The sequence below is a fragment of the Acidobacteriota bacterium genome (assembly GCA_039028635.1).
Lineage (GTDB): Bacteria > Acidobacteriota > Thermoanaerobaculia > Multivoradales > JBCCEF01 > JBCCEF01.
In genome coordinates, this window is the sequence record JBCCHV010000002.1 from 42123 (window position 1) to 65100 (window position 22978).

The 22978-nt window shown below is 65.7% G+C and carries 21 protein-coding genes; 11 read left to right on the top strand and 10 right to left on the bottom strand.

Annotation, left to right across the window (positions count from 1 at the left end):
- Window positions 1-718 precede the first annotated feature (718 nt).
- The 4 genes from AAF604_01365 to AAF604_01380 all read right to left on the bottom strand — a co-directional run bounded on the left by AAF604_01365 (window position 719) and on the right by AAF604_01380 (window position 3748).
- Complete coding sequence (locus tag AAF604_01365) at window positions 719-1507, bottom strand: enoyl-ACP reductase (GenBank protein ID MEM7048270.1); 789 nt, start codon at window positions 1505-1507, stop codon at window positions 719-721.
- 64 nt (window positions 1508-1571) lie between these two features.
- Entirely contained in the window at window positions 1572-2258 is a 687-nt protein-coding gene (locus tag AAF604_01370) for a TonB family protein (protein MEM7048271.1), read from the bottom strand.
- A gap of 192 nt (window positions 2259-2450) precedes the next feature.
- Entirely contained in the window at window positions 2451-2882 is a 432-nt protein-coding gene (locus tag AAF604_01375) for a SufE family protein (protein ID MEM7048272.1), read from the bottom strand.
- Window positions 2882-3748, bottom strand: coding sequence for a sulfurtransferase (locus tag AAF604_01380; protein ID MEM7048273.1), 867 nt, complete (start codon window positions 3746-3748; stop codon window positions 2882-2884). The genes AAF604_01375 and AAF604_01380 overlap by 1 nt, the downstream gene beginning before the upstream one ends.
- 202 nt (window positions 3749-3950) lie before the next feature.
- Between AAF604_01380 and AAF604_01385 the strand changes: the two genes are divergently transcribed.
- The 7 genes from AAF604_01385 to AAF604_01415 all read left to right on the top strand — a co-directional run bounded on the left by AAF604_01385 (window position 3951) and on the right by AAF604_01415 (window position 13146).
- Window positions 3951-4730 carry a hypothetical protein gene (locus AAF604_01385; protein ID MEM7048274.1) on the top strand — a complete coding sequence of 260 codons (780 nt, stop codon included), beginning with the start codon at window positions 3951-3953 and terminating at the stop codon, window positions 4728-4730.
- Between the two features lie 90 nt (window positions 4731-4820).
- Window positions 4821-6113, top strand: coding sequence for an isocitrate dehydrogenase (NADP(+)) (gene icd / locus AAF604_01390; GenBank protein ID MEM7048275.1), 1293 nt, complete (start codon window positions 4821-4823; stop codon window positions 6111-6113).
- 113 nt (window positions 6114-6226) lie between these two features.
- Complete coding sequence (locus AAF604_01395) at window positions 6227-6715, top strand: hypothetical protein (protein ID MEM7048276.1); 489 nt, start codon at window positions 6227-6229, stop codon at window positions 6713-6715.
- Window positions 6716-7103: 388 nt separating this feature from the next.
- Window positions 7104-9479, top strand: a complete 2376-nt coding sequence (locus AAF604_01400; protein ID MEM7048277.1) for an IPTL-CTERM sorting domain-containing protein — start codon at window positions 7104-7106, stop codon at window positions 9477-9479.
- Window positions 9480-9757: 278 nt separating this feature from the next.
- On the top strand, window positions 9758-10330 hold the full coding sequence (locus tag AAF604_01405; GenBank protein ID MEM7048278.1) for a hypothetical protein: 573 nt from the start codon (window positions 9758-9760) through the stop codon (window positions 10328-10330).
- A 36-nt stretch (window positions 10331-10366) separates the two neighbouring features.
- The gene (locus AAF604_01410; protein MEM7048279.1) at window positions 10367-10924 is read left to right on the top strand and encodes a hypothetical protein; all 558 of its coding nucleotides are present in this window, start codon (window positions 10367-10369) and stop codon (window positions 10922-10924) included.
- On the top strand, window positions 10921-13146 hold the full coding sequence (locus tag AAF604_01415) for a CARDB domain-containing protein (GenBank protein MEM7048280.1): 2226 nt from the start codon (window positions 10921-10923) through the stop codon (window positions 13144-13146). Before AAF604_01410 ends, AAF604_01415 begins: the two co-directional genes overlap by 4 nt.
- Before the next feature lie 115 nt (window positions 13147-13261).
- Here the strand turns inward: AAF604_01415 and AAF604_01420 are convergent, their stop codons facing one another.
- Window positions 13262-14200: a calcium/sodium antiporter gene (locus AAF604_01420; protein ID MEM7048281.1), complete on the bottom strand. Its 939-nt coding sequence runs from the start codon at window positions 14198-14200 to the stop codon at window positions 13262-13264.
- 118 nt (window positions 14201-14318) lie between these two features.
- Between AAF604_01420 and AAF604_01425 the strand changes: the two genes are divergently transcribed.
- The 3 genes from AAF604_01425 (at window position 14319) to AAF604_01435 (ending at window position 19088) form a co-directional block, all read left to right on the top strand.
- Complete coding sequence (locus tag AAF604_01425; GenBank protein ID MEM7048282.1) at window positions 14319-15299, top strand: COX15/CtaA family protein; 981 nt, start codon at window positions 14319-14321, stop codon at window positions 15297-15299.
- A complete protein-coding gene (locus AAF604_01430) occupies window positions 15268-16389 on the top strand; it encodes a M14 family zinc carboxypeptidase (protein MEM7048283.1) in 1122 nt (373 codons plus the stop codon). The genes AAF604_01425 and AAF604_01430 overlap by 32 nt, the downstream gene beginning before the upstream one ends.
- Window positions 16390-16472: 83 nt before the next feature.
- Window positions 16473-19088, top strand: a complete 2616-nt coding sequence (locus AAF604_01435) for a VWA domain-containing protein (protein ID MEM7048284.1) — start codon at window positions 16473-16475, stop codon at window positions 19086-19088.
- A 61-nt stretch (window positions 19089-19149) separates the two neighbouring features.
- Here AAF604_01435 and AAF604_01440 read toward each other — a convergent pair whose 3' ends face one another.
- Window positions 19150-19488, bottom strand: coding sequence for a hypothetical protein (locus tag AAF604_01440; GenBank protein MEM7048285.1), 339 nt, complete (start codon window positions 19486-19488; stop codon window positions 19150-19152).
- Window positions 19489-19726: 238 nt separating this feature from the next.
- Here AAF604_01440 and AAF604_01445 point away from each other — a divergent pair, with 238 nt between their 5' ends.
- Entirely contained in the window at window positions 19727-20302 is a 576-nt protein-coding gene (locus AAF604_01445) for an intradiol ring-cleavage dioxygenase (protein ID MEM7048286.1), read from the top strand.
- Between the two features lie 50 nt (window positions 20303-20352).
- On the opposite strand, the gene AAF604_01450 is transcribed toward AAF604_01445, so the two are convergent.
- The 4 genes from AAF604_01450 to AAF604_01465 form a co-directional block, all read right to left on the bottom strand.
- Window positions 20353-20622, bottom strand: a complete 270-nt coding sequence (locus tag AAF604_01450; protein MEM7048287.1) for an ArsC family (seleno)protein — start codon at window positions 20620-20622, stop codon at window positions 20353-20355.
- Window positions 20623-20739: 117 nt separating this feature from the next.
- Window positions 20740-21183 carry a thioesterase family protein gene (locus AAF604_01455; protein MEM7048288.1) on the bottom strand — a complete coding sequence of 148 codons (444 nt, stop codon included), beginning with the start codon at window positions 21181-21183 and terminating at the stop codon, window positions 20740-20742.
- Window positions 21180-22496: a hypothetical protein gene (locus AAF604_01460; GenBank protein ID MEM7048289.1), complete on the bottom strand. Its 1317-nt coding sequence runs from the start codon at window positions 22494-22496 to the stop codon at window positions 21180-21182. Before AAF604_01460 ends, AAF604_01455 begins: the two co-directional genes overlap by 4 nt.
- A complete protein-coding gene (locus AAF604_01465) occupies window positions 22493-22924 on the bottom strand; it encodes a hypothetical protein (protein ID MEM7048290.1) in 432 nt (143 codons plus the stop codon). The genes AAF604_01460 and AAF604_01465 overlap by 4 nt, the downstream gene beginning before the upstream one ends.
- Window positions 22925-22978: the final 54 nt, after the last annotated feature.

A 22978-nucleotide genomic window follows, 5' to 3' on the forward strand; every position in this document is an offset into this window, starting at 1 on the left:
CCGCCTCCACCCACTCCCGACCCAATCACCAACGGAGGGGCTGCGGGGGCGGCGGCGCGGAGCGAAGCCTGAGACCGCGGGCAGGAGATTCTATAGTCCGACCCTAGGCACGCGGAGGATAAGCGGAGCCATCTGTCTGAGCCGAAGGCGAGTTATGGCTCCGCCCGAAGCGGGCCAACTCGCAGGCTGAGGAATCTCACGCGGGCGACTCAGCGAAGCGGAGAGCCGCCGCCACCGCGGCCGCACTCACACCTCCCCACCAACACCCTAAACGCCCCGCACCCACTCCCGACCCCAACCTCCAACGGAGGGGCCGCGGTGGTGGCGGCACAGAGCGAAGCCTGAGCCCGCGAGCAAGAGCTTCCATAGTCCGACCATAGGCACGCGAAGGACAAGCGGAGCCATCTGTCTGAGCCGAAGGCGAGTTATGGACAGCCTGCTCTTGCTCGTCAACTCCGTCGCGAGCAGTCCAGAGTTGCTGTAGATCCAAGGACTGGGTTCTTGAAGCGCCGCAGGCGTACTTTCAGTACGTCGAGGACGCGGAGAGGGCACAGGACGCTGGAGATGCGGTGACTCTGGACCGCGCAGCAGGAGGCTGACGAACAAGGCAGGCTTACCCGTAGCGGGCCGACCCGCAGGCTGAGCACTACCACGCGGGCGACCTGGCGAAGCGAAGAGCCGCCGCCACCGCGGCCCCGGCCAAAGCCGAGGCGGGGCGTCACCCGTCCCCCAACTCCATCGCCATGACGTGGTACCCACCGTCGACGTATACCGTCTCCCCGGTGATACCGCTCGACATCGGCGACAGCAGGTACAGCCCGAGGTTGCCGACGTCTGCGTGGCTGACATTTTCGCCCAGCGGCGCCATCGCCCCGACGCGCTTGTACATCTTGATGAAGCCCGGAATGCTGCGCGCCGCGACGGTGCGCACCGGCCCCGCCGAGATCGCATTGACCCGCACCTTCTTCTGGCCGAGCTCATAGGCGAGGTAGCGCACGCTCGACTCGAGGGCGCTCTTGGCGACGCCCATGACGTTGTACTTCGGCACCACCCGCTCCGCCGCCAGGTAGCTCAGGGTGATCAAGCCGCCGCCCTCGTTGAGCAGCGGCTCCGCCTCGCGCGCCACCGACACCAGCGAGTAGGACGAGATCTCCAGGGCGGTGATCCAGTCATCACGGGTGGTCTCGATGTAGCGACCGTCCATCGCCGGACGCGGCGCAAAGGCGATGGCGTGGACGACGTAATCCAGCGTGCCCCAGGCCTCGCCGAGATCCGCGAAAAGGCCCCGCAGCTCCTCCTCGTTGGTGACGTCGCACTGGTAGAGACGGCGGCCCGGCATGTCGGCGGTGAGCTTCTCGAGCTCGCCCTGGAGGCGCTCCCCCTGGTAGCTGAATGCGAGCTCCGCACCGGCTTCGTGAAGACGCGAGGCAATCGCCCAGGCGAGGCTGCGAGCATTCGCCACACCCATCACCAGGGCACGCTTGCCTTTGAGATCGATCGTAATCATGGTGCGCCGCATCTTACGCCGACCGCGGCCGCGGGCAAAGGCCAGCCCCTCGGAAACGCCAGCCTCACTGCACGCTGAAGTGCACCGAGATCTCCATCTCCACGGACACCGGCTTGCCGCGCAGCGTCGCCGGCTCGTACTCCCATCGGGCGACCGCTTCGGCGGCGGCCTCGCCGAGGCCGAAGGGCAGATCCTTGAGGATGCGAACGTCGGTGACGCGGCCCTGCTTGTCGAGCACCGCCCGTAGGATCACCACCCCCTGGATTCGCGCCTTGCGGGCGATCTCGGAGTAACGCGGCGAGGGCGCGAACCGCTGCGCCGGACGCCGGATCTCGCCCCCGACCCGGAGAATCCCCGCCGGCTCGACCGGCGGCGGCGCCGATGGAATGTCGAAGATGATGTCCGACTCGGGCAGGTCGAGCTGCGGTTCGATCTCGACCACCTGGCGCAGCGGCTCCGGATCGTGGGGATTGGGATCCGGGACGAAGACCTTCTTGACCCGTTTCTTGGGAATCTCTCGCACCGCTTCGACCACCGGCGGTTTGAAGCGCACCGGCTGCACCACGAAGACCTTGGGCTTCTCCTCTTCCGCCGAATCCGTCGCCGCCGCCTGGGGAATCGGGGCGAAGAGCAGCAGGGCGTGGAGCGCCGCGGCACCGACCAGCGCCCAACGCAAACGCGGATCACCGTCCTCGGCGATCCAGTAGTCCGGGGCATGATCCGACGTCGCGGACCGAGTCTTCTCTTCCATTCGAGCACCTCCTCCGATCTTCGGCCTCGTAGGCCGAATCGATGACGAAGTGAGGGCTCCGCGCGGGCCACTCGTCCCGGACTCCCGCGCACGCCGCCGGAAGGTCCGGTCCCTGCTCACCGAAGGTCTCGGCGAAAAGGGAGTCTTGCTAACTGATTGGATCGCGCTGGCGGGAAAGGAGTTCCCGCGAGCTCACGAGCTGGCTTGTCGAGCGTAGGTGGTGACCATCGCCACCATCCCCATCAGCCCCATCGACTTGCCCATCGAGAGCTCGCGTCCGAAGATCTCGTAGACGACATCCCGCGGCACCGCCGCCACCTGGTCGAGCGGGGCACCGGAGAGGGACTCGCCGAGCAGTACCGCCATCGCCATCGCCGAGATTCCCTGGGGGTTCTCGACGGCGAAGTGGAAATCGAGGGTACCGTCGGTTCGCGGCAGCGCCCAGACAAAGGCTTCCGACTCGCAGGCCGGCACCCGATGCTCCTCGCCAAAGGGGCGCTGAGCGATTTCCGCCGAGACCTCCCGAAAGCGCTCCGCCGTATCGATGAGGAGCTGGATGCGGTCCGCCCGATCGGGCATCAGGGCGAGCAGCTCGAGATTTTCTCGCAGGCGCTCGGGCAACATCAGCCGCGCTCGATGGGAACGCCCACCAGATTGCCCCACTCGGTCCAGCTGCCGTCGTAGTTGCGCACCTTGTCGTAGCCCAGCAGGTGGGTGAGCACGAACCAGGTGTGGCTGCTGCGCTCCCCGATGCGGCAGTAAACGACGACATCGTCGTCGGACTCGAGGCCGGCTTCGCCTTCGTAGATCTCGCGCAGCGCCTCGGCGGTCAGAAAGGTGCCGTCGGCGGGATCGATGGCGCGCCCCCAGGGCACGTTGGCGGCGCCGGGAATGTGGCCACCACGCAGGGCACCCTCGTTGGGATAGGCCTCCATGTGGAGACGTTCGCCGGTGTACTCCTCCGGGCTGCGCACGTCGATCAGGGGCCGCCGGCCGCTGACGTGGTCGAGCACCTCGCCGCGGAAGGCTCGCACCACCGAGTCGTCGCGCTGCGACGCCTGGTAGGTGGACTCGGCGTAGGTCGGCACCTCGCGAGTCACCGCCCGCCCCTCGTTCTTCCACTTCAGGCTGCCGCCGTCCATCACCCGCGCGTTCTGGTGACCAAAGAGTTGGAAGACCCAGAAGGCATAGGTTGCCCACCAGTTGTTCTTGTCGCCGTAGAACACCACCGTGGTGTCGGCCTCGATGCCGAGGCGCCGCATCAGGCGCTCGAAACCTTCGCGCCCGAGGTAATCGCGGCGCACCGGATCGTTGAGGTCGCGGGTCCAGTCGACCTCCACCGCGCCGGGAATGTGACCGGCGGGGTAGAGCAGCGGATCCTCGTTCGACTCGACGATACGAACCTTGGGATCGTTCAGGTGTCGTTCGACCCACTCCGTCGACACCAGAACATCAGGATGGGCGTAGCCGCGGCTGGTGATATCGCTCATGGTCTGTAGAGCTCCTCGCTGGGAAACCGATCTTCGAGGACCGGTGGGACGGATGATTGGAGGCCGCCTTCGCGGAGAGATTACGGCCAGACCGGCAGCGCGGATCCTACCAAGGACTGGTCGATCACGGGATAGAATCGGCCTCCCCGGGCAGCGTCTCCGCTGCCGGCCCTTTTCGACAGAACTCGAGGTTCGAACAACCATGAAGATGCTCCTCACCTGCCGTCTTGCTGGGCTCTTGCTGGCAATTCTCTGGCTGGTCGCGACGCCTGCCGGCGCCCAGGGACCACGTGACTTTCTGTTCTGGGCTGACATCGAACCCGGCGTCATCGTCCAGGGCCGCCTGCCCACCACCGGAACTCTCTACTGGGCCCAAACCGAGGAAGCCGCCAGCGGCGGCGGCATTTACTCGGCGGGCACCGACGGTAGTGGCCCGGCGACCGTCGTGCCGAGCCGCGAGAAGCCCCATGATCTCGCCCTCGACCCGGTCAATGGCCACCTCTACTGGACCGAGGGCATCAGCGGCGGCAGCTCGCCGACGGCGGCCATCCGCCGCGCCGATCTCGACGGCTCCAACCTCACCGATATCCTGACCGGTCAGAGCGGCGGCATCCGGGGCCTCGACCTCGATGTCGCCGGCGGCAAGCTCTACTGGACCGACCGCGCCAACGAGACCATCTCGCGGGCCGATCTCGACGGCTCGAACCCGGAGATCATCCTCTCGAGCCTCGACCAGCCCCACGACCTCGCCATCGACGCCGGCAACGGCTGGATCTACTGGACCGAGGGTGTCGGGTCCGACGACGACCCCAACGGGAAGATCCGCCGCGCTGATCTCGACGGCTCGAATCCCCAGGACGTTTTCACCAATCTGCAGGACTCTCTGCGGGACTTGATCTCCACTCAGGTGACCTATATCTTCGCGGACAGTTTCGAAAACGGCGATACCTCTCGCTGGAGCACGACCGTCGGCCTGCCCTGACGCTCAAAGAGGTTGACTCGGCGGCGCCGTATCGGCGCCGCCAACTCGCCCACCGCCCATCTCGACTCAAACGCTCTGGAGACCCAACCGATGAGCTACCAACATATCCGCCTTCCCGAAAGCGGCACTAAAATCTCCGTTCAAGACGGCCAGCTGGTGGTCCCGGACGATCCCATCGTCGGCTTCGTCGAGGGCGACGGCATTGGCGCCGACATCACCAAAGCGGCTCACCGGGTTTGGAACGCCGCCGTCGAGCAGGCATACGACGGCCAGCGCCGTATCCACTGGGCCGAGCTCTACTTCGGGGAGAAGGCTGCCGACCTCTACGGTGGGGACTACTATCCGGAAGAGGGCCGCGCCGCCCTGCAGGATCTGGTGGTGTCGATCAAGGGACCCTTGACCACCCCGGTCGGGGGTGGATTCCGCTCCCTCAACGTTTCCCTGCGCCAGGACCTCGACCTCTACGCCTGCGTCCGACCGGTGCGCTGGTTTGAGGGCGTGCCGTCGCCGCTGAGCAATCCGGCGGACGTCGACGTGGTGATCTTCCGTGAGAACACCGAAGACGTTTACGCCGGTATCGAGTACGAGTCCGGCTCGCCCGAGAACGAGAAACTGGCCCGCTTCCTGCGCGAGGAGATGGGGGCCAGCTTCTTCGAGGGCGCCGGCCTGGGGGTCAAGCCGATCAGCTCCTTCGGCACCAAGCGCCTGGTGCGCAAGGCCATCCAGTACGCCATCGACCGTAACCTCAAGAGCGTCACCCTGGTGCACAAGGGCAACATCATGAAGTTCACCGAGGGCGCCTTCCGCGCCTGGGGCTACGAGGTCGCCCGCGAGGAGTTCGGGAACGTGACCATCACCGAAGATCAGGTCTGGGACGACTTCGGCGGCGAGGCACCGGCCGGCAAGATCGTGATCAAGGATCGCATCGCCGACATCATGTTCCAGCACCTGCAGCTACGCCCGGCAGAGTTCGACGTCCTCGCCACCAGCAACCTCAATGGCGACTATCTGTCGGACGCTGTCGCCGCCGAAGTGGGCGGCGTCGGCATCGCGCCCGGTGCCAACATCGGCGATCACGTGGCGCTCTTCGAAGCCACCCACGGCTCGGCCCCGAAGTACACCAACAAGGACATGGCCAACCCCGGCTCGCTGCTCTTCTCGGGCGTCATGATGCTCGAGTACATGGGCTGGCAGGAGGCCGCCGACATGATCAAGGGCGCCTATCCACGGGTGGTCGGCCGCAAGGTGGTGACCTACGACTTCGCGCGCCAGATGGAGGGCGCCACCAAGGTCCCGACCTCGGGCTTCGCCGATGCCCTGGTGCAGGAGATCGAGAGCTCCGGCAAGGCCCTCATCGACGCCGAGCGGAATCGCGGCCAGTGAGCCATCCGAATCTCGAGCTGAGCTGGCACGGCAACTTCGGCGAGGCCCTCGCAGGGTCCGCCGAGGTCTGCCTGGTCTATTTCTGGGCCCCGGGTTGACTGGGCTGTGCGCGCATGGGTGCCGTGACGTACCCAGACGACCGAGTCGCCGCGCTCCTGACGGAGCGCTTCAACCTCTACAAGCTCGACCTCAGCACGCCCCATGAGGACTTCCGCGCCGCCAGCGGTGGCGCACCGGTGCCGTGGGCCCCGACCTTCCGCTTCTGCGACCGCCGAGGCCGGGAGGTTCGGCGGCTCGTCGGTTGGCTGCCGCCGGAAGGCTTCCTCGCCGAGCTCCACCTGACCCTCGGCCTGCAGGACATCGCCCGCGGTCGTTTCGCCGACGCCGAGGCCGCGATGGGACGCATCGCCGACCGGTGGCCGGAGGCCGCCGCGGCCCCGGAAGCTCTCTACTGGGCCGGCATGGCAGCCTTTCAGGACGGCCAGCGAGACATGCATCGCCTCCATCAGGGCTGGCAGGCGCTGCGCCAGCGCTACCCGGACAGCACCTGGGCCGAGCGCGCCTCGGTGATCGACGACTGGAAGGGCGCGCAGGCTCACTGACCCAGCCGGCCCTGCAGGCGGGCCGGCCGCCCTCCATCTCGACCTCAGACGTCCGCAGCCCCGGAGCTCCTGGGCTCGGCTGCGCCATCGCCTCGATTCCGAACCCTCTCCGCCGCCACTGAAGGGCTCTCCGGAGGCGCCTCGCCCTGCGCCTCTCAAAGCCATGCTGGAGTCCCCATTTCAGCATCGCCGGACCACCCGCAGAACACTAAGATGATTTATATCAACACTTTGCGACCACAGACAGAAAACCGCCAGAGTGTCCTCGGGAGCGCGCAAAGTTAGCCAAGGTTGAGCAAGGAAAATCTCCTGCCGGAGCTTCGTAGCCTGCCCGTCCGTAGAGCGTGAAATCCGCTTGCCATCAGGACGCTACGAGGAACCGAAACTCATGAGCCGAACCGCGCCCCGCTACCATTCCAGAACTTACCGCGCTACCGTCAGCGGCCTCGCCCTGTTGCTGGCAGCTCTCCCCTTCCAAACACTGACCCCCACCGCCATCGCTCAGCCTTCGCCCACGGCTGGGCTCGAGTCGATCGCCGAAGACGGCCTGCCCCGGGGAGCCGTCGACTCTCCCCCGCCGAGCGCCCTCGGCGGCATCGTCTTCTCCACCTATCCGGGCATCTCGCCATCCCCGGCCTTCGCGACCTCCGTCGTCGAAACCACCGATTTGCCGTTTCCCGAGCAGCCTTCGGTGATCGAGGCCGACGACTTCACCGTCGGCGGTCACGGCTGGCGCATCGACACGGTCGAGGTGCGCGGCGTCTACATCGATTTTCTCGGCAACAGCGGACCGGCGGCCTCGGTCAACGTCTACTTCCTGCCCGACGGCGGCGCCGGCTTTCCCGCCACCACCGACGTCGTCGGCGGCGCCGTCAAGGCCTACCCGGCGCGCAGCTACACCGACGTCGACGACGGCGACTTCCGCGTCGTCCTGGTGGACGACGACGGCAATCCCGACCCTTTAGTCCTGACCCCCGGCACCTACTGGCTGGCGGTCCAGCCGGTGATGGCCCTGCTCTCGAACGGTCTCTGGGGCTGGACCGAGAGCTCCGCCGCTCCCGATACCGGCACCACCATCGGCGCGGAGAGCGTCTGGATGCAGAGCGTCGGCCTGATCCAGAGCACCGACACGGTCGTGCGCTGTGACCAGGGCAGCTGGAGGCGACGGGTGACGGACTGCCTGATCACCCGGCCGGGCGATGCCGGCCCCTTCGAGCGCGACGCAGCGTTCCGCTTCATCGGTGAGGCCTTGTCTCCGGGAGCTGAGCTGTCGGCCACGGCGGTCCAAACCTCAGAAGCGGGCGTCACGGCCAGCTTCACGGTGGCCCTGGAAGCTCCCCCCAACGCCCCGGTCGCGATCCCCGTCGGAGCCGCGCCGGCGGGCGAAGGAACCGTCTCGACGACCTCCTTTAGCTTCGACGCCGGCAATTGGGACCAGCCCCAGACGGTCACCGTCACACCGGTGGACGATGGAATCCCCGAGGCCTCGATGGCCTACAGCATCGCCCTCGGGCCCGCTTCGAGCCCGGGCGATCCCGGCTATGACGGCTTGATCCTGCCGGCGGTAGCGGTCGAGAACCTCGACGACGATTCGGCCGGCATCGCTGCCAACCCCCTCAACGACCTCGCCATCGCCGAGAGCGGCACCACCGAAACCCTCGCTCTGTCGTTGATCGCACCGCTGGCGCCCGGTGAAACGGTGACCGTGCCCCTTTCCGTCAGCCCCGCCGGGATCGCCAGCGTGCCAGCCTCGGTCGTCTTCACCGAGGCCGACGGCACCAACCCCCGGAATGTCACGGTCACGCCGATCGATGATCTGGTCTTCGACCAGGACTCCCCCTTCACCGTGGTGACCGGCGACCCGACGAGCAACAACCCGATCTACGACGCCCTCGGCGCCACCGACTTGCCGGACATCTCCGGCCTACGCGAGGAGAACGATGTGGTGGGTGCCGTCGTCACCCCGGACGCCACGCCTCTGACCACCGACGAGTCCGGCACCACGGCGAGCTTCTCCGTCGTTCTGACCTCGGAGCCGCTGGCCGCGGTGAACATCGAGCTGTTCTCGAGCGACGTCACCGAGGGGACTCTATCCACTGCGGTGTTGAGCTTCGACGCCGGCAACTGGGACATGCCCCAGACGGTCACCGTCACCGGCCAGGCCGACGACTTCGACGACAACGACCTCGACTACACCATCAGCCTGCTACCGGACGCCGACAGCGCCGATCCGTTCTACGCCGTCTTCGATCCCAACGATGTCGCCGCCGTCAACCTCGACGACGACACCGCCGGCTTCACCATCGTTCCCCTCGACGTGGTGGTGGCGGAGAACGGCGCCGAGAGCCTCGTCGCCATTCGCCTGACCGCTCAGGCCGCCTTCGACGCCGTGCCGGTCACCCTTCCGCTCACCGTCGACGACGCCAGCGAAGCGGAGATTTCCGTCGACGGCGGGCCCTTCGCCGACAACGCCACCCTCGAGTGGCAGCAGGACGAATGGCAGGACGACCGTCTGGTCACCATCCGCGGCGTCGACGACGAGCTTCTCGATGGCGACATTTTCTTCCGGGTCGAAACCGGTGATCCGGTGGGAGGTGACCTGTCCTTCGCCGCCCTCACCGCCGAAGATGTCCTCGACATCCAGGGCCTCAACGTCGACGACGAAACCGTCGTCGAGGTGCCGACCCTCGGCAACCTCGGCCTGGCTCTGGTCTCTCTCTTGCTCGCCCTGAGTGCCTTCGGGGTGCTTCGCCGCCGAAGCTAGCCTCCCAGGAGAGCCGGCTCTTTCAAATCCCGTCTCCCTTCGGAGGCGGGATTTTTGATTTTCAGGCGAGCTCCAAGGCTCTCCAGCAGGCACCTCGAGGACTGCGCAACCCGAGGAAGGCAGGTGTCCTTCAGCAGCAGGTCACCGCAAAAGACTTCGCAAGACTGACCAAGACTCAACAATGAGGTTCATCAGCCGATGACCCCCTAGCCTGGGCCCGTCGCCGTTCCCCCGCCCTCTGGCGGAGGACCCACGATCCAATCTTGGAGGTCATCTCTATGAGACTCAGCAGCGCCTTATCCAGAACCATCCAGTGCTCGGTCGCCGTTCTGCTCGTCAGTTCGGCATGGGCCGAAACGGCAGTGAAGTACCCCCACCCATTGTCGCACCATGACACCGGCCGAATCGGTGGCACCGACGAGCCACCACCAGACGACGAGATTCGTCGAAATGCGCATGCAGTCTTCGGTTTCGAGCTTTCAGGACCCCAGTTCGAGAAGACCAAGCATTGGAAGACCAGTGAATTTCAGTGGTGGACCAACGGCGCTCGAGAAGACCAAGCCCAGAACGCAGTGGCCGAGATCTACCGAGTCACTGGGCTGCACGATCACGAAGGTGAGCTACGCACGACGCTGCGAGATTCCATCGACCTGTTCGGCGTCGAAGTGAGAGAACAAAGTGTCGGCGGCACAGGCTCCACCAGCCAGCTCTTGACAGTAACCGTCGACCCCAAAAAGCGGCCTGATCTCGCTTCCTACCGAGATCTTCTCTTCAAAGTCCTCGAGCGCTTCGCCAAGTCCTCGAAAGACGGGGAGCCCAATCAAGTGATGTTCTATCAGTTATTCCCATAACTCGAAGGTGCCAGTTTCTCGCGCTACGGGACGCCTTTGACCATCGACCGATTCCTCGCCGATGTCCGCAATCTGATCGACAGCTACGAGATGCACCTCGATCTCGAAGGGGAGCCCAATCAAGTGATGTTCTATCAGTTATTCCCACAACTCGAAGGTGCCAGTTTCTCGCGCTACGGGACGCCTTTGACCATCGACCGATTCCTCGCCGATGTCCGCAATCTGATCGACAGCTACGAGATGCACCTCGATCTCGAAAGGGAGTCACAGCTCATGCCGTTGGTGCGCTCTCACGCTCAGAGCCGCGGCGCCACACTCACCCTCGCGGCCTTCGAGACCATGGAAATTACCGGTGAATCTGCAAACAAGGACGCCCTCAACACGGCCCTCGACGAATTCCTCGCCCTGCAGGACACTCGAGACTTTCCTGGGTCGGCCCAGCCCTCAGAAGTCCTGGCGCGTTCGGTGATCGAGGGTTTCATGCCCCAGGCCGTTCGCACTTTCTACCTCCCAACCCGCTCCAAGAGGCAAGCCACCGCAACGGAGCTACGGCAAGCCTTCGCCAACAGTGACCCCAGCGGAGGTGTGCAGTGAAGAGAGTCCTCTGCTGCCTTGCCTTCGCCATCGCCTTCACCAGCCACCTCGCAGAGGCAGCCTACATCGACATTACAATTCTCAAATATGAGGCGACCCCTGAAAGAAAACTGACCGACGACTTCGGCGACCTCTCGACCTTTTTCGAATTCACGGCCGAGCTCAAGGGATTTTCGTTCAATGTCTCGACCGATTGGCGAGAGGGGACCCGTCCCAATACCCTCATCAACTTGGACCTCGAGAGCTACCAGACAGTGACCTGGGGGACCCCCGAAAGGCGAAGTCCTTTCAGCCAGCATCCGGGACTGGTCCACAACGACCTCGTTTACGCCGGGGTAAATCCAGAACCCCGATTCATCGGCTACTACGGCGCCCGATCGGTTTGGTCCCCGTTCACCTTTCCGGATCGCACCTACGAGGCCAAAGCCGAACCCAGATATCGAGCCTACTGGCTCGTCGCAGGATCGATTTCGTTCGATATCGGAGACAATCTCACCGTCTCGATCGACTCCAACTCGACCTTGCCGGGCTCCCAAGATGCCCCGGGCGTTTCTCCGATTGAGGGATCCTCCCGTCCCTGGAGTCCGATCTGCAAGGACTCACTGCGCATCTTCGACCTTCAAGACGGCAAGTGTGTTTGCAAGTCGGGAAATCCTGCCGATCGTCCCGACTGCCGCCCAGGAGCCGGCTGTATTCAGCCCGAGCGCATGACCAAGATCGACGGCAACTGCGCCTGCCTTCCCGACTTCCCGGTGCCGATCCTGTTGGGCAATCAGCTCGTCGGCTGCATGACCAATGGAGAAGCCTCGGATGCAGCCCAGGGCGGTCCCAACTTCCGCGACCGGGCCCTCCAGGCGACCGCCAGGCACTGGCTCAATCCCGGGTGGATCGTCTTCTACGATTGCGACGAAGCAAACGCTCACACCTCCGGCTCGGTGCCGAACTCCCAAGGATCGGGAAAACCAAAGTTCATTTGCCAGATGGTGGTGATTCCGCTCTTCCTCAATGGCGGCTCTGCCACCGGGAGTTCGCTACCTCCGGAGCGCTGGGCCTGCTTCGATGCCGACAACCTCGACGGTTGGGTCCGTTGCGAGAACGACAGCCATCCGGGTCTACCGCTCGATCTTTCCTACGCGAACTTTCGTGCCCAACTTCCGGAGTGCAACACGAGCAACGCGCCCGAGTGGTGCCGGCGCATCAACCCGGGAAGGCGTCCGGTCTGGGACGAGGACCCGACCCGGCCGGCGGATCTCCGAGTGCCGGTGGCGGCCTACCTGCCCTCGGCACCGGTTGCCAGCGACCAGCTCGAGCTTCAGGTGACTCTTCACAACGAGGGATCGACGGTGGCGCCTAGCCATCACTATCGAGTCACTCTGCGCAAGCCCGACGGCAGCACCGAGTCGCGCGATCGCTATGCCGGGACCCTCGGCCCTGGGCGCAGCCGATTCTTGACCATTCGAGGCGAGGAGCTCGGCTACCCGGAGCTCGAAGACGGCCTCCACAGGGTGACCTTCGAGATCGACTCCCAGAACGAAGTCGCCGAAGGGGACGAAAGCAACAACCTGATGACCTTGAGTTTCGAGGTCGGCGAGGGACAGGCGACTTCGGAGGCGGATCTGCGCATTACGCGCCTCCGGTCCAGTGATGCCAACCCCGCCTCGGGCCATCCATTGGAAGTCGAGATGACCATCACCAACGTCGGTGGAACGACCGCTAGCCCGTCGAGGGCCACGGTCGCAGTGCTGACTCCGACGGACTCCGCTCACGCCGAGACCTTCGATCTGCCGGCACTGCCGCCCATGGCCTCGGAATCCCTGCGCTTCGTCACCGGCGAAGTCGTCGATGGCGGGGAGCATGACATTCTCGCCATTGCGGACAGCGACAACGACGTCGCCGAAAGCGACGAAGGCAACAACCTGGCCGAGCGCACCGTCATCGTGCACGACAGCCAGCTCGACTGCCTGCCCTGCACCTCCGGCGCGATCCACGAAGTCGGTACCGAACAGTGTCAGCCCAGTAGCAATGGCGCTCCCTCGCCGGGCCTACACCACGTCTGTCGCGGGGTGCGCTCCGATGGCACGACCTGCGCCAACGATCCCAACAACCCCAATGGCTGGGAGTTCATCGGGCCGCAGTGTCCGCCGGAAGAGGACTTGCCAGACGGCTGGCACCCCAACGCCTGCGGCGAGCCGGACGTCTGCCGCGGCACCGCGACCGACTGAGTCGCCAATCCCTCTCCCGGTGCCTTCGAGCGCCGGCAGAGGGACTCACGAACCATCACTGTTGGGCCGCGTCCCGGATTCGACTTCCCGATACAGCTTCCAGCGGGCGCGGTCCTCAGACCAGGTAGAGGGACAGCGTGTAGCCCAAATAAACCAACAGCAGGAAAGCGCCCTCCGGGCGCGACAGCCGACGGCGGGTGAGCAAGAAGGGCAACAGGATGAGCGAGAGGAACATCATCACCAGGAAGGGGGTGCGGATCTCTCCGATATCCACCGGAATCGGCAACGCGATGGCCGCCAGGCCGAGAATCGCCAACACGTTGAAAATGTTCGAGCCGACGATGTTGCCGAGAATGATGTCGCCCTCGCGTCGCCGAGCCGCCACCAGAGCCGCCGCCAACTCCGGCAGGCTGGTTCCCAAGGCCACGGCGGTAATGCCGATGACCGTCTCCGAGATGCCGAATCCGCGAGCCAAGGAGACCGCCCCCTCGACCAGGGCATAGGCACCGCCCACCAACAGCCCGATCCCCACCAAAACCGAGATCGCCGCCTTCCAGATGGTGCCGGTCTCGTCCCCGAACTCGTTGCGAAACTCCTCCTCGACCACTGGCTTCTCACCCTTGCGCAGCAGCATCCAGAGGTAGAAGACGAGTAGCGCCACCAGCATCAGGCCGTCGATGGCGCCATAGCTACCGTCGAGGGCCAACGGCATCATCAATGCCGAGGTCAAAATCATGAAGGGCAGCTCACGGCGGATAAAGCGCGCCATGGCGAGGAGTGGATAGAACAGCGCCGCCGAGCCCAGAATGAGCCCGAGGTTGGCGATGTTCGATCCCAGAACATTGCCGATCGCCACCTGTGGGGCCCCTTTGTAGGCCGCCACCAGCGTCGCGGCGAGCTCCGGGCTCGAAGTGCCGAAAGCGACCACCGTCAAGCCCACCACCAAAGGGCTCATGCCGAGAATTCGGGCGAGGGACGAGGAGCCGTTGACCAGCAGGTCACCGCCGAAGTAGAGCAGCGCTGCACCACCGATGATCCAGATGAGATCGATCACGATTCTTGGCCTCCTCGAAAAGTGGACGGCTCGCGAGCCGCGCCGGAGCCTACCAGCATCTCTGGTCGCGACGACGGCGTCGCCGCCTGGTAGACTGGCGATCCACGGGAGGTTCGCCTTGAGCTCCACTTCCACACCAAAATTCACCCGTTTCGCCTGGTTCGTGCTGGGCTACAACCTGCTGGTCATCATGTGGGGCGCCTTCGTGCGCGCCACCGGCTCCGGTGCCGGCTGCGGCAATCACTGGCCGCTGTGCAATGGCGAGGTGGTGCCGCGGCCGGAAAGCGTCGAGACGATGATCGAGTTCAGCCACCGCCTGACCAGCGGCCTCGACGGCTTCCTCGTGCTCGGCCTGCTGATCGCGGCCTTCCGCACCTATCCGAAGCGTCACCGGGTGCGGCTGGCGGCGGTGGTGAGCATGGTGTTCTTGATCAGCGAGGCCCTGCTCGGCGCCGGCCTGGTGCGCTTCGGGCTGGTGGCCGACAACGACTCCATCGAGCGCGCCTACGTGATGGCCGCCCACCTCCTCAATACCTTCTTCCTGGTCGCCGCCCTGACCCTCACGGCGGCCTGGTCGGGAGGGCTTTCGCGGCCTCGCCGGCCGCTCCACCGGCAGACCGCTTGGCTCGCCCTGGGCGGCATCCTGCTGCTTCTGCTGGTCAGCGTCAGCGGTGCCATTGCCGCCCTCGGCGACACCCTCTTCCCGGCCGAGAGTCTGCGCGAGGGCATCGCCCAGGATCTTTCACCGACCGCCCACATCCTGGTGCGACTGCGCGTGTTCCATCCGATCATCGCGATCGGCGCCACCCTCCTGCTAGGCGCCTTGGCGCTCAAGATCCAACGCCTTCAGCCGACCGCCGCGGTCACCTGGAACTGCCGCTTCTTCCTCACCATGTTCGGAATTCAGCTCGGCATCGGCTTCGTCAACCTGGCCCTGGCCGCACCGGTCTGGCTGCAGCTAGTTCACCTGCTGGCGGCGGATCTCGTCTGGATCGGCTGGATCCTGCTCGCCGCCTCCGCCCTCGCCGCCGAGCTGCCGGCAACGGCGGCCGCTCCTGCGACTTCCCGTGAGCCTCTGGCCGGCGTCCCTGCCCGTTGACGAGATCCTCGCCGCCGGAAGTCGCGAGACCCCGGCGGCCGAGATTCTCGGCCAATCGCGGCAAGGCCGCCCGATCCTCGCCCACCGCTTCGACAGCGCAGCGCCGGGCGCCTCCACCATCAGCCTGATCGCCGGCTGCCACGCCGACGAGCCGGTCGGACCGGAGCTGCTGCGCCGGCTGGCGCGCTGGCTGGCGACGGCAGCAGCGGCCCCCTGGCGACGGCCGCTCCACTGGCGGCTGGTACCCCACGTCAACCCCGACGGCGAGGAGCGCAACCGGCGCTGGTCGGACCACACGCTGCCGGTCGCCGATTGGCAGGGCCGATCGGACCGCGGCTACGACCTCGAGCGCTACCTTCGCGACGTCGTCCGTGAGGCTCCCGGCGACGATCTCGAGTTCGGTTTTCCGCGCTCTTCCACCGACCTCGAAGCAAGGCCCGAGGCGCGTGCGGTGGCCGCCTTCCTGGAGTCCGCGCCAGGCCGAATCGTCTTTCACGCCACCCTCCACGGCATGGCCTTCGCCGACGGCCCTTGGTTTCTGCTCGAAAAGAGCTGGGTCGAACGTTCGGAGACCCTGCAACGGAACCTCGCGACCCGAGTCGAGTCGATGGGCTATCGCCTCCACGATGTCGACCGCGGTGGAGAAAAGGGCTTCGAGCGCATCGCTCCGGGCTTCTCGACCCGCCCCGACTCGCGCGCCATGCAGGCCCACTTCGAGGCTCGCGGCGAGCCGCAGACGGCGGCCCTCTTCCGACCGAGCTCGATGGAGACGGTGCGCCGCATCGCCGGCGATCCCCTGACCGTCGTCTCGGAGATGCCAATCTTCCTACTGCCTCCCCCGGAGCGCTGGCCGGCGAAGCTGCCGCATCCCACCGGTACCGAGGGGAAGGCTCGCTTCCTCACCGCGCTGATGCCTCGTCTGGCGGCCGGAGAGGAGATTCTCCGGCCAATGGCCCTGCGGGACCAGATGACCCTGCAGCTCGCCCTCATTGAGCAGGGCATCGTCTGCGCCCTCTTTCAGGGGCGCCCGGCTGAGGGGCGCCCGGCTCAGGGGCGCCCGGCTGAGGGGCGCCCGGCCGAGGGGGGCTAAAAGGCGACCTGAGCTTGCGACCAGCGGCCTCGAGCTCGCCCCTCGCCATGGCGCAGCGACATCCCTGATAGACTTCCGCGGCGATGAAGAGGACTTGGGCTGCAGCACAAGCCCAACCGGCAAAGGAGTCCATCGAGCTTGCGCGCACCGTACACCGCTACGTGCCGGTCTTGATCGCCCTTCTCCTGAGCCTGTTGCTGACCGCCGGCCTGGCTTCGGCCACCGAACCGCCGGCTATCGACGCCCCTGCGACCGAATCCCCCTCCGAAAAAGCCGGCTCCGGGGACGCCGAGGTCGATACGACCGACCCCATCGCCAACCTGAAACCGCGCTTCCGGCAGTGGCTGCGGGCCGCTTCCCCATTCATCACCGTCAACGAACGGCGGGCCTTCCTGCGGCTGACGCGGGACTACCAGCGCGATGCCTTCATCGACCGCTTCTGGCGCATGCGAGACCCCTTCCCGGAGACCGCCCGCAACGAGCTGAAGGAGCGCTGGGAGCGCACCGCCTCGACCATCGAGGCGCGCTACGAGACCTTCGACGACGATCGCGCCCGCATCCTGCTGACCCACGGCATGCCGCAAGGCGGCTTCCAGGTGCGCTGCACCACCACCCGGATTCCGGCCGAGGTGTGGGTCTATCAGCACAGCGAGATGGTCGACTTTCCGTTCTTCCTGGTCTTCATCAAGCGGCGCATGGACGGCCCCGCCTTCGTGCTGCGGCCCGACCAGGCGGCCTTCTACCAGGCCAACATCGACGCCGCCATCGAGTGCATCAACGGCCGGCGCCTGACCGACGTGCTGTCGGTCATGCGACGCATGGGCATCGACTACCAGCGAGTCCTGGTGCGAGTGCTGGCCAAGCCGCGACCGCGCAGCGAGGAATGGCTCGCCACCTTCGCCGCTTTCTCGACCGACGTCGCCGAGGGCACGACCCCGCTCAACGCCGCCTTCGAGACCACCTATCCCGGGCGTCGCGATAGCCGCACCGTGCTCCAGGGCCTGCTGACGCTGCCGCACCAGGAGATCACCTTCGGTGAGTTCGCGGGCCATCGTTCGGCCGACTTCCTGCTCGTCGGCGAGGTGGTGGCGGAGGATCGCCTGTTCGAGAACTTCCGCTACAAGTTCGGATTTCCCGCCGCCTCCCTGGCCGCCGGCCGCAACGTTCCGCTGGCCTTCCAACGCCTGCTGAGGCCCGGCACCTACCGGCTCATCCTGCGCCTCGAAGACCTCAACAGCCATGCCGTCTTCCGCCACGAGCAGGACATCACGGTGCCGAAGGTCGAGCGGGTGATCGCGGCGAGCCGCACCACCGACTCCGAGACCGCGCGCCTGTTCACCGAGGCCACCGAAGCGATCAGCGCCGGCGAGACCACGGTGCGCATCATCCCGCCGAGTGGCGACTTACACACTGGCCTGGTTCGCATCGACACCCTCGCCGTCGGGGACGACATCAAGAAAGTCTCGTTCTTTCTCGACGAACGGCTGGTGATGACCAAGAACCGGCCGCCCTACAACGTCGAAATCGACCTCGGCGAGTTTCCGCAGCTCCACACCCTGCGGGTCGAGGCCTACGACAGCGCCGGCCGCGACATCGCTCGCGACGAAGCTCTGATCAACGCCGGCGGCAATCGCTTTGCGGTGCGCTTGACGGAGCCGGTCAAGGGACGCCAGTACGAACAGAGCCTGCAGGCCCGGGCGGAGGTCGAGACGCCCGACGGCCGCGAAGTCGATCGGGTCGAGTTCTTCGTCAACGAGGACCTCATCGCCACCCTCTACCAACCGCCCTACAGCCAGCCCATCGTGCTGCCCCAGAGCGACGATCTGACCTACGTGCGCGCCGTCGCCTATCTCCCCGACGGCAACTTCACGGAAGACCTGGTGTTCGTCAACGCCCCGGAGTACCTGGAAGAGCTCGACGTCCAGTTCGTCGAGCTCTACACCAGCGCCTTCGATGGCCGCGGGCGACCGATTCAGGGGCTGACCAAGGACGAGTTCCAGGTCTCCGAGGACGGCGTGCCCCAGTCCATCGAACGCTTCGAAGAGGTCCGCGATCTACCGATCCACGCCGGCATCCTGATCGACAACTCGGGCTCCATGCGGGGCTCCCTGGAAGCAGCTCGCAAGGCGGCCCTGTCCTTCTTCGAGCAGGCGATCACTCCCCGTGACCGCGCCGCGGTGATCACCTTCAACAAGTTCCCGCACCTGGCGGTGAAGCTGACCAACAACCTACAGGCCCTCGGAGGAGGTTTGGCGGGATTGACGGCCGAGGGCGAAACGGCGCTCTATGACAGCCTGATCTTCTCCCTCTACTACTTCGCCGGCATCAAAGGCCAGCGGGCACTGCTGGTGCTCTCCGACGGCCGCGACGAAGCCAGCAAGTTCACCTTCGAGGAAGCCCTCGAGTACGCTCGCCGCGCCGGTGTGACGGTCTACACCGTCGGCCTCAACCTGGGCTCCAATGACGCCCGTCGCAAGCTTGCCCAGATCGCCGACGAAACCGGCGGACGCAGCTTCTTCATCGGCAACATCGGCGAGCTCGACGCGATCTACCAGTCGATTCAAGAAGAGCTGCGCAGCCAGTACCTGATCGCCTACCAGTCCTCCAACACCGCCGAGGATCGCGAGTTTCGCAGCGTCGAGCTCGAAACCGTCCGGCCGGGCGTCAAAGTCAAAACCATCAGCGGTTACTACCCTTAGGTCGAAGCTTCTCGCAAGCTACAACGGAGCTCCTCGACTCCCCGAAAAGCCGGTAGCCACCTCAACTTCGGTAGTTCGCGTGATCGGCACGCAGTCCGAGCTGGGTATCGGTCTTGCCACTGGTGGCTCGCTGGTGGCGGTTATAGCTCTCCTTGACATCCTTCTCGAACTGACAGCCCTGGAGGATCTGATCCACCGTCCAACCGGCCGGTGGGCTCTTGGTCTCCATCTCCTCCTCCACCAGCTCGAACAGTGACTTCTCATGGTCGTTGGCCAGGTAGATACCACTCGCCTTGCGAATCTTGGCGATGACCGCGGACTTTCCAACCAAGCTGCTGTAACCGTAGTACCTGTCTTCATAGTCCTTCCACTTCACACTGGTGTCACCCTGCTTGCCCATGCTCGGTACCCTCCTCAAAATCGAGTCCATACATCGTTGACTGCGGCGCTCGAGCAAAGCTAGCAACAGCAACCGGCGGTGCGGAATGATGCCTGTTCTTGGGGTTCCGAACGCGAATCAGTCGGCAAGGCCCGGTGGCCCCGCTGCTTCGAAGTGACCAGGCTGGGCTCGAAGCAACTTCGCCGGACCTATCTCGTACACGTGTAGTAGAACTTTCACGAGAAAGGACCCTGACCCGATGCGAGATGCCCTCTTGATCGTCGCTTTGGTGGCGACGCTGGTGCCAAGCCCCTTCGCCTCGGCGGCGCAGGACCGCAGCTCCCGTCCCTGCCGCGACTGCACCGTTCTCGATGAGGCCCCGGAGAAGCTCGACTGGCGCCTCACCATTCCCAGCCAAGGCGAGCCGGGTTCACCCTTGGTGCTCACCGGCCGAGTCCTCGCCGCCGATGGCGAGACGCCGGCCGCCGGCGTGCTGCTCTACTTCCACCACACCAACGGCGAAGGGGTCTACCCACCTCCTCCGGGAAGCACCGGATGGCGCCGGCGCCACGGCACCCTCCGCGGCTGGCTACGGACCGACGCCGAGGGGCGCTACGAGCTCCGCACCCTGAGGCCGGGTCCCTACCCCGACGCCAGGATTCCGGCTCACATCCACCTGCACATCCGAGAAGCGGACGGTAGTTCCTACCGCGGCAGGGACTTCCACTTCACCGACGACCCGTTCCTGAGTGAGACGGCGAGACGACGCGCCGTCGAGCTCGTGCGAGCAGGAGACGGCTGGCGCGGAGAGAAGGACGTCATCTTGCGTCCCTGAGTTGAATCGGGGAAGTCAGGGGGCGCCTGGGCGCCCCCTGGAAGCCGGTACTAGCCGCTGACCAGGTCCGCAGCCAGCTCCCGGTTGAAGCCCACCAACAGGGTATCGCCCGTCAGCACCATCGGGGCCCGGTAGTTGCCGGTCGGGCCTTTGAGGGCATCGAGATCGGTCTCGCCGGCCTCGAAGGTCACCACCTTCTTGCCCTTGGCGACGTGCACCGTGCTCACCTTGCCGAGCAAGACCTGGACCTCGTCATCGGAGAGGGGTTGTTTGCGCGCCGAGCGCTCCTCGACGATCTCGGCATCGTGGTTCGTCAGCACCTCACGGGTGCGCTCACAGCTCTTTCAAGAGGGGCGATGGTAATAGAGTTCGACCTGACTCACGGGATCTCCTTGAGAATTGTCTTCAATTCCAGCGACGCGAATGCTAGCAGGCTGCTAAGACCCAAGCTCTTCGAAGTCCTCACTGCGCGCGATCGAACGGAGGGCCGCGAGCAGCGCCGGCGGCGGCCGACGAATCCGCCGAGTGGTGAGATCGAGCCATGCCCCTTCGACGGTCACCGTCGCCGCGAGCTCGCCATCGGCTCGCAGCACCCGGTGGGTCAAGCGGTACTTGCGGCCGTTGGCGGAGAGGCCGGCAACGCGAAAGTCGATGGTGATGGTCTCTCCCATCGCCACCTCACGGCGGTATCGGGTCTCCTCGCGGAAGATCACCGGACCGACATTCGCGGCCTCGAAGCGCTCAGCCCCGAAGCCGCGCTCGGCGAGGCAGGAGAAGCGCACGTGGGTGGCGTAGTCGTTGAAAGCGGTGTGGCGAAGATGCCGATTGGGATCGAGATCCGCCCACCGGACAGGGAAGGCTTGCTCGTAGGTCTGACTCATGACGGCAGTGGCTTCTGTCTCGTGTCGGCTCGTTGTAGCCAGAGGGCCGAAGCCACCAGCAGCACCGGAACCAGATGGAAGAGGAGACGCGGGAAGCTCGAGCGAACGTAGAACCCGACGTCCACCGGAGCGGTGAAATAGACGAATAGATAGAAGGCGAGCTGGCCAGTGCAGACCCACGCGATGGCGCGCGTCGAGCGCCACCCCAGCAGCACCGGCAGAAGCAGCAGCACCCAGGGCAGGAAATGCCACTCGGGCAAATTGAGGATCTCGACCAGGGCGAGGGCGATCTCGCGACCGCGGGAGAGGTCCGGCCAGCCGGTGTTGGTGGTCTGAAACAGGTCGTGGCGAAGGTTGAGCGCCAGCCAGGGCACCACCACCAAGGCGGCGGGAGCCAAGGTGAGGATCGCACCACCCCAGCGCCAGGTGCCACTGCGCCAGCGGCGGATCAGCCAAACCAGGGCGAGAACCGCCGCCAACGCCGGGCCTTCGATCTTGGCCCCGGCCGCCAGAGCGGCCGCCGCACCGAGGCGGAGATCGTCCTCGAGACCCCGCGGCACCAGCAGAGCCGGCAGCGCGAGGAGCGGTGCCAGGGCCATGAACCAATCGGCCCCACCGGCGATGCGGTAGCCGATTCCGAACATGGCGACGGCGACGGCCATGAGGCCAACGGTCACCTGGCCCCCGAAGCCTCGTATCGCCAACCGCCGACAGGCTTCCTGGGCCGACAGCACCATGGCCGCGAACAGCAACACAGACCACAGCATCGAGGCGGCGACATCGAAGCCGCCTCCCAAGGTGTAGGTCAGGCCGTAGAGATTGGGCACCAGATTCGGATAGTCGGGATGGGCCGCAAGGTCGAGCGGATCGGCGAGATAGGCGAAGTCGGTGCCCTGGGCGAGGTAAGCGCGATGGGCCTTGATCCCCCAGTGATAAACAAAGTCCGGGAGATCGATGCGGCCCGCCACGGCGAGAAAGCCATAGAGGGCGACCGCCCCCCAGGCCGCCAGAGCCGGAGGGTGGAAAGCCGCTTCTGTCGCCGGTAGGCGGCCGACAGGACGCCCATTGCCCGACCGCTGTCGGATCAGCGTCCACAGGCCGACGAGGAGGAAGAACACCAGCGTCAGGGCCATCGGGTGCCACCGCCAACCGGCCAGATCGAAGAGCAGCAGAATGACGTGAACCTGAACCAGGCCAACCGCTCCCTCGACGGCCCAGCGATCGCCCGCAGCGCCTTGCCCGGCGGCGAGCCCTTCGCCCGCCCAGCGGCCCAGCAACACCGTCAGAACGGCGAGGAGGAGGACGCCGGTCACGGCGGCATCACCCGGTAGATCACGCCGCTCGGCGAGCGCTTGGCCTCGCGGATGCGCGGGTGCTCGAGCTCGGTGTTGTAGGCCGCCAAAACCTGGCCCATCTGCTGCGCTCGGGGATGGCTCAGGGGAATCACCCGATGCCGGGGCAGAAAGTAAGCCACCCAGTAGGTGAGGAAGAAATCCTGGGTCTCGGAGCCGGTCCCGGAGGCGAACACCACCACCCGGTTGGCGGGCACGCCGGTCGCGATCGGCGTCAGAAAGTCGCGCAGGGCTTCCGGACGCCCCTCGCCCAGGCGCCACTTCGCCACCTCGCCATGGCCGAGAGGGTCGGCGGTCGAGTGATGGTAGCGCTCGACTTCCCGGCCGAGCTGCGCGAGACACCACAGAAAGACCGCGAAGAGCACCAGTCGGGGCAGAAAGCGTCGCATTTGAATGGCTTCGAGGGACCGGACGCTCCGCGAGCCGGAGCCGTCGCCGGGGGC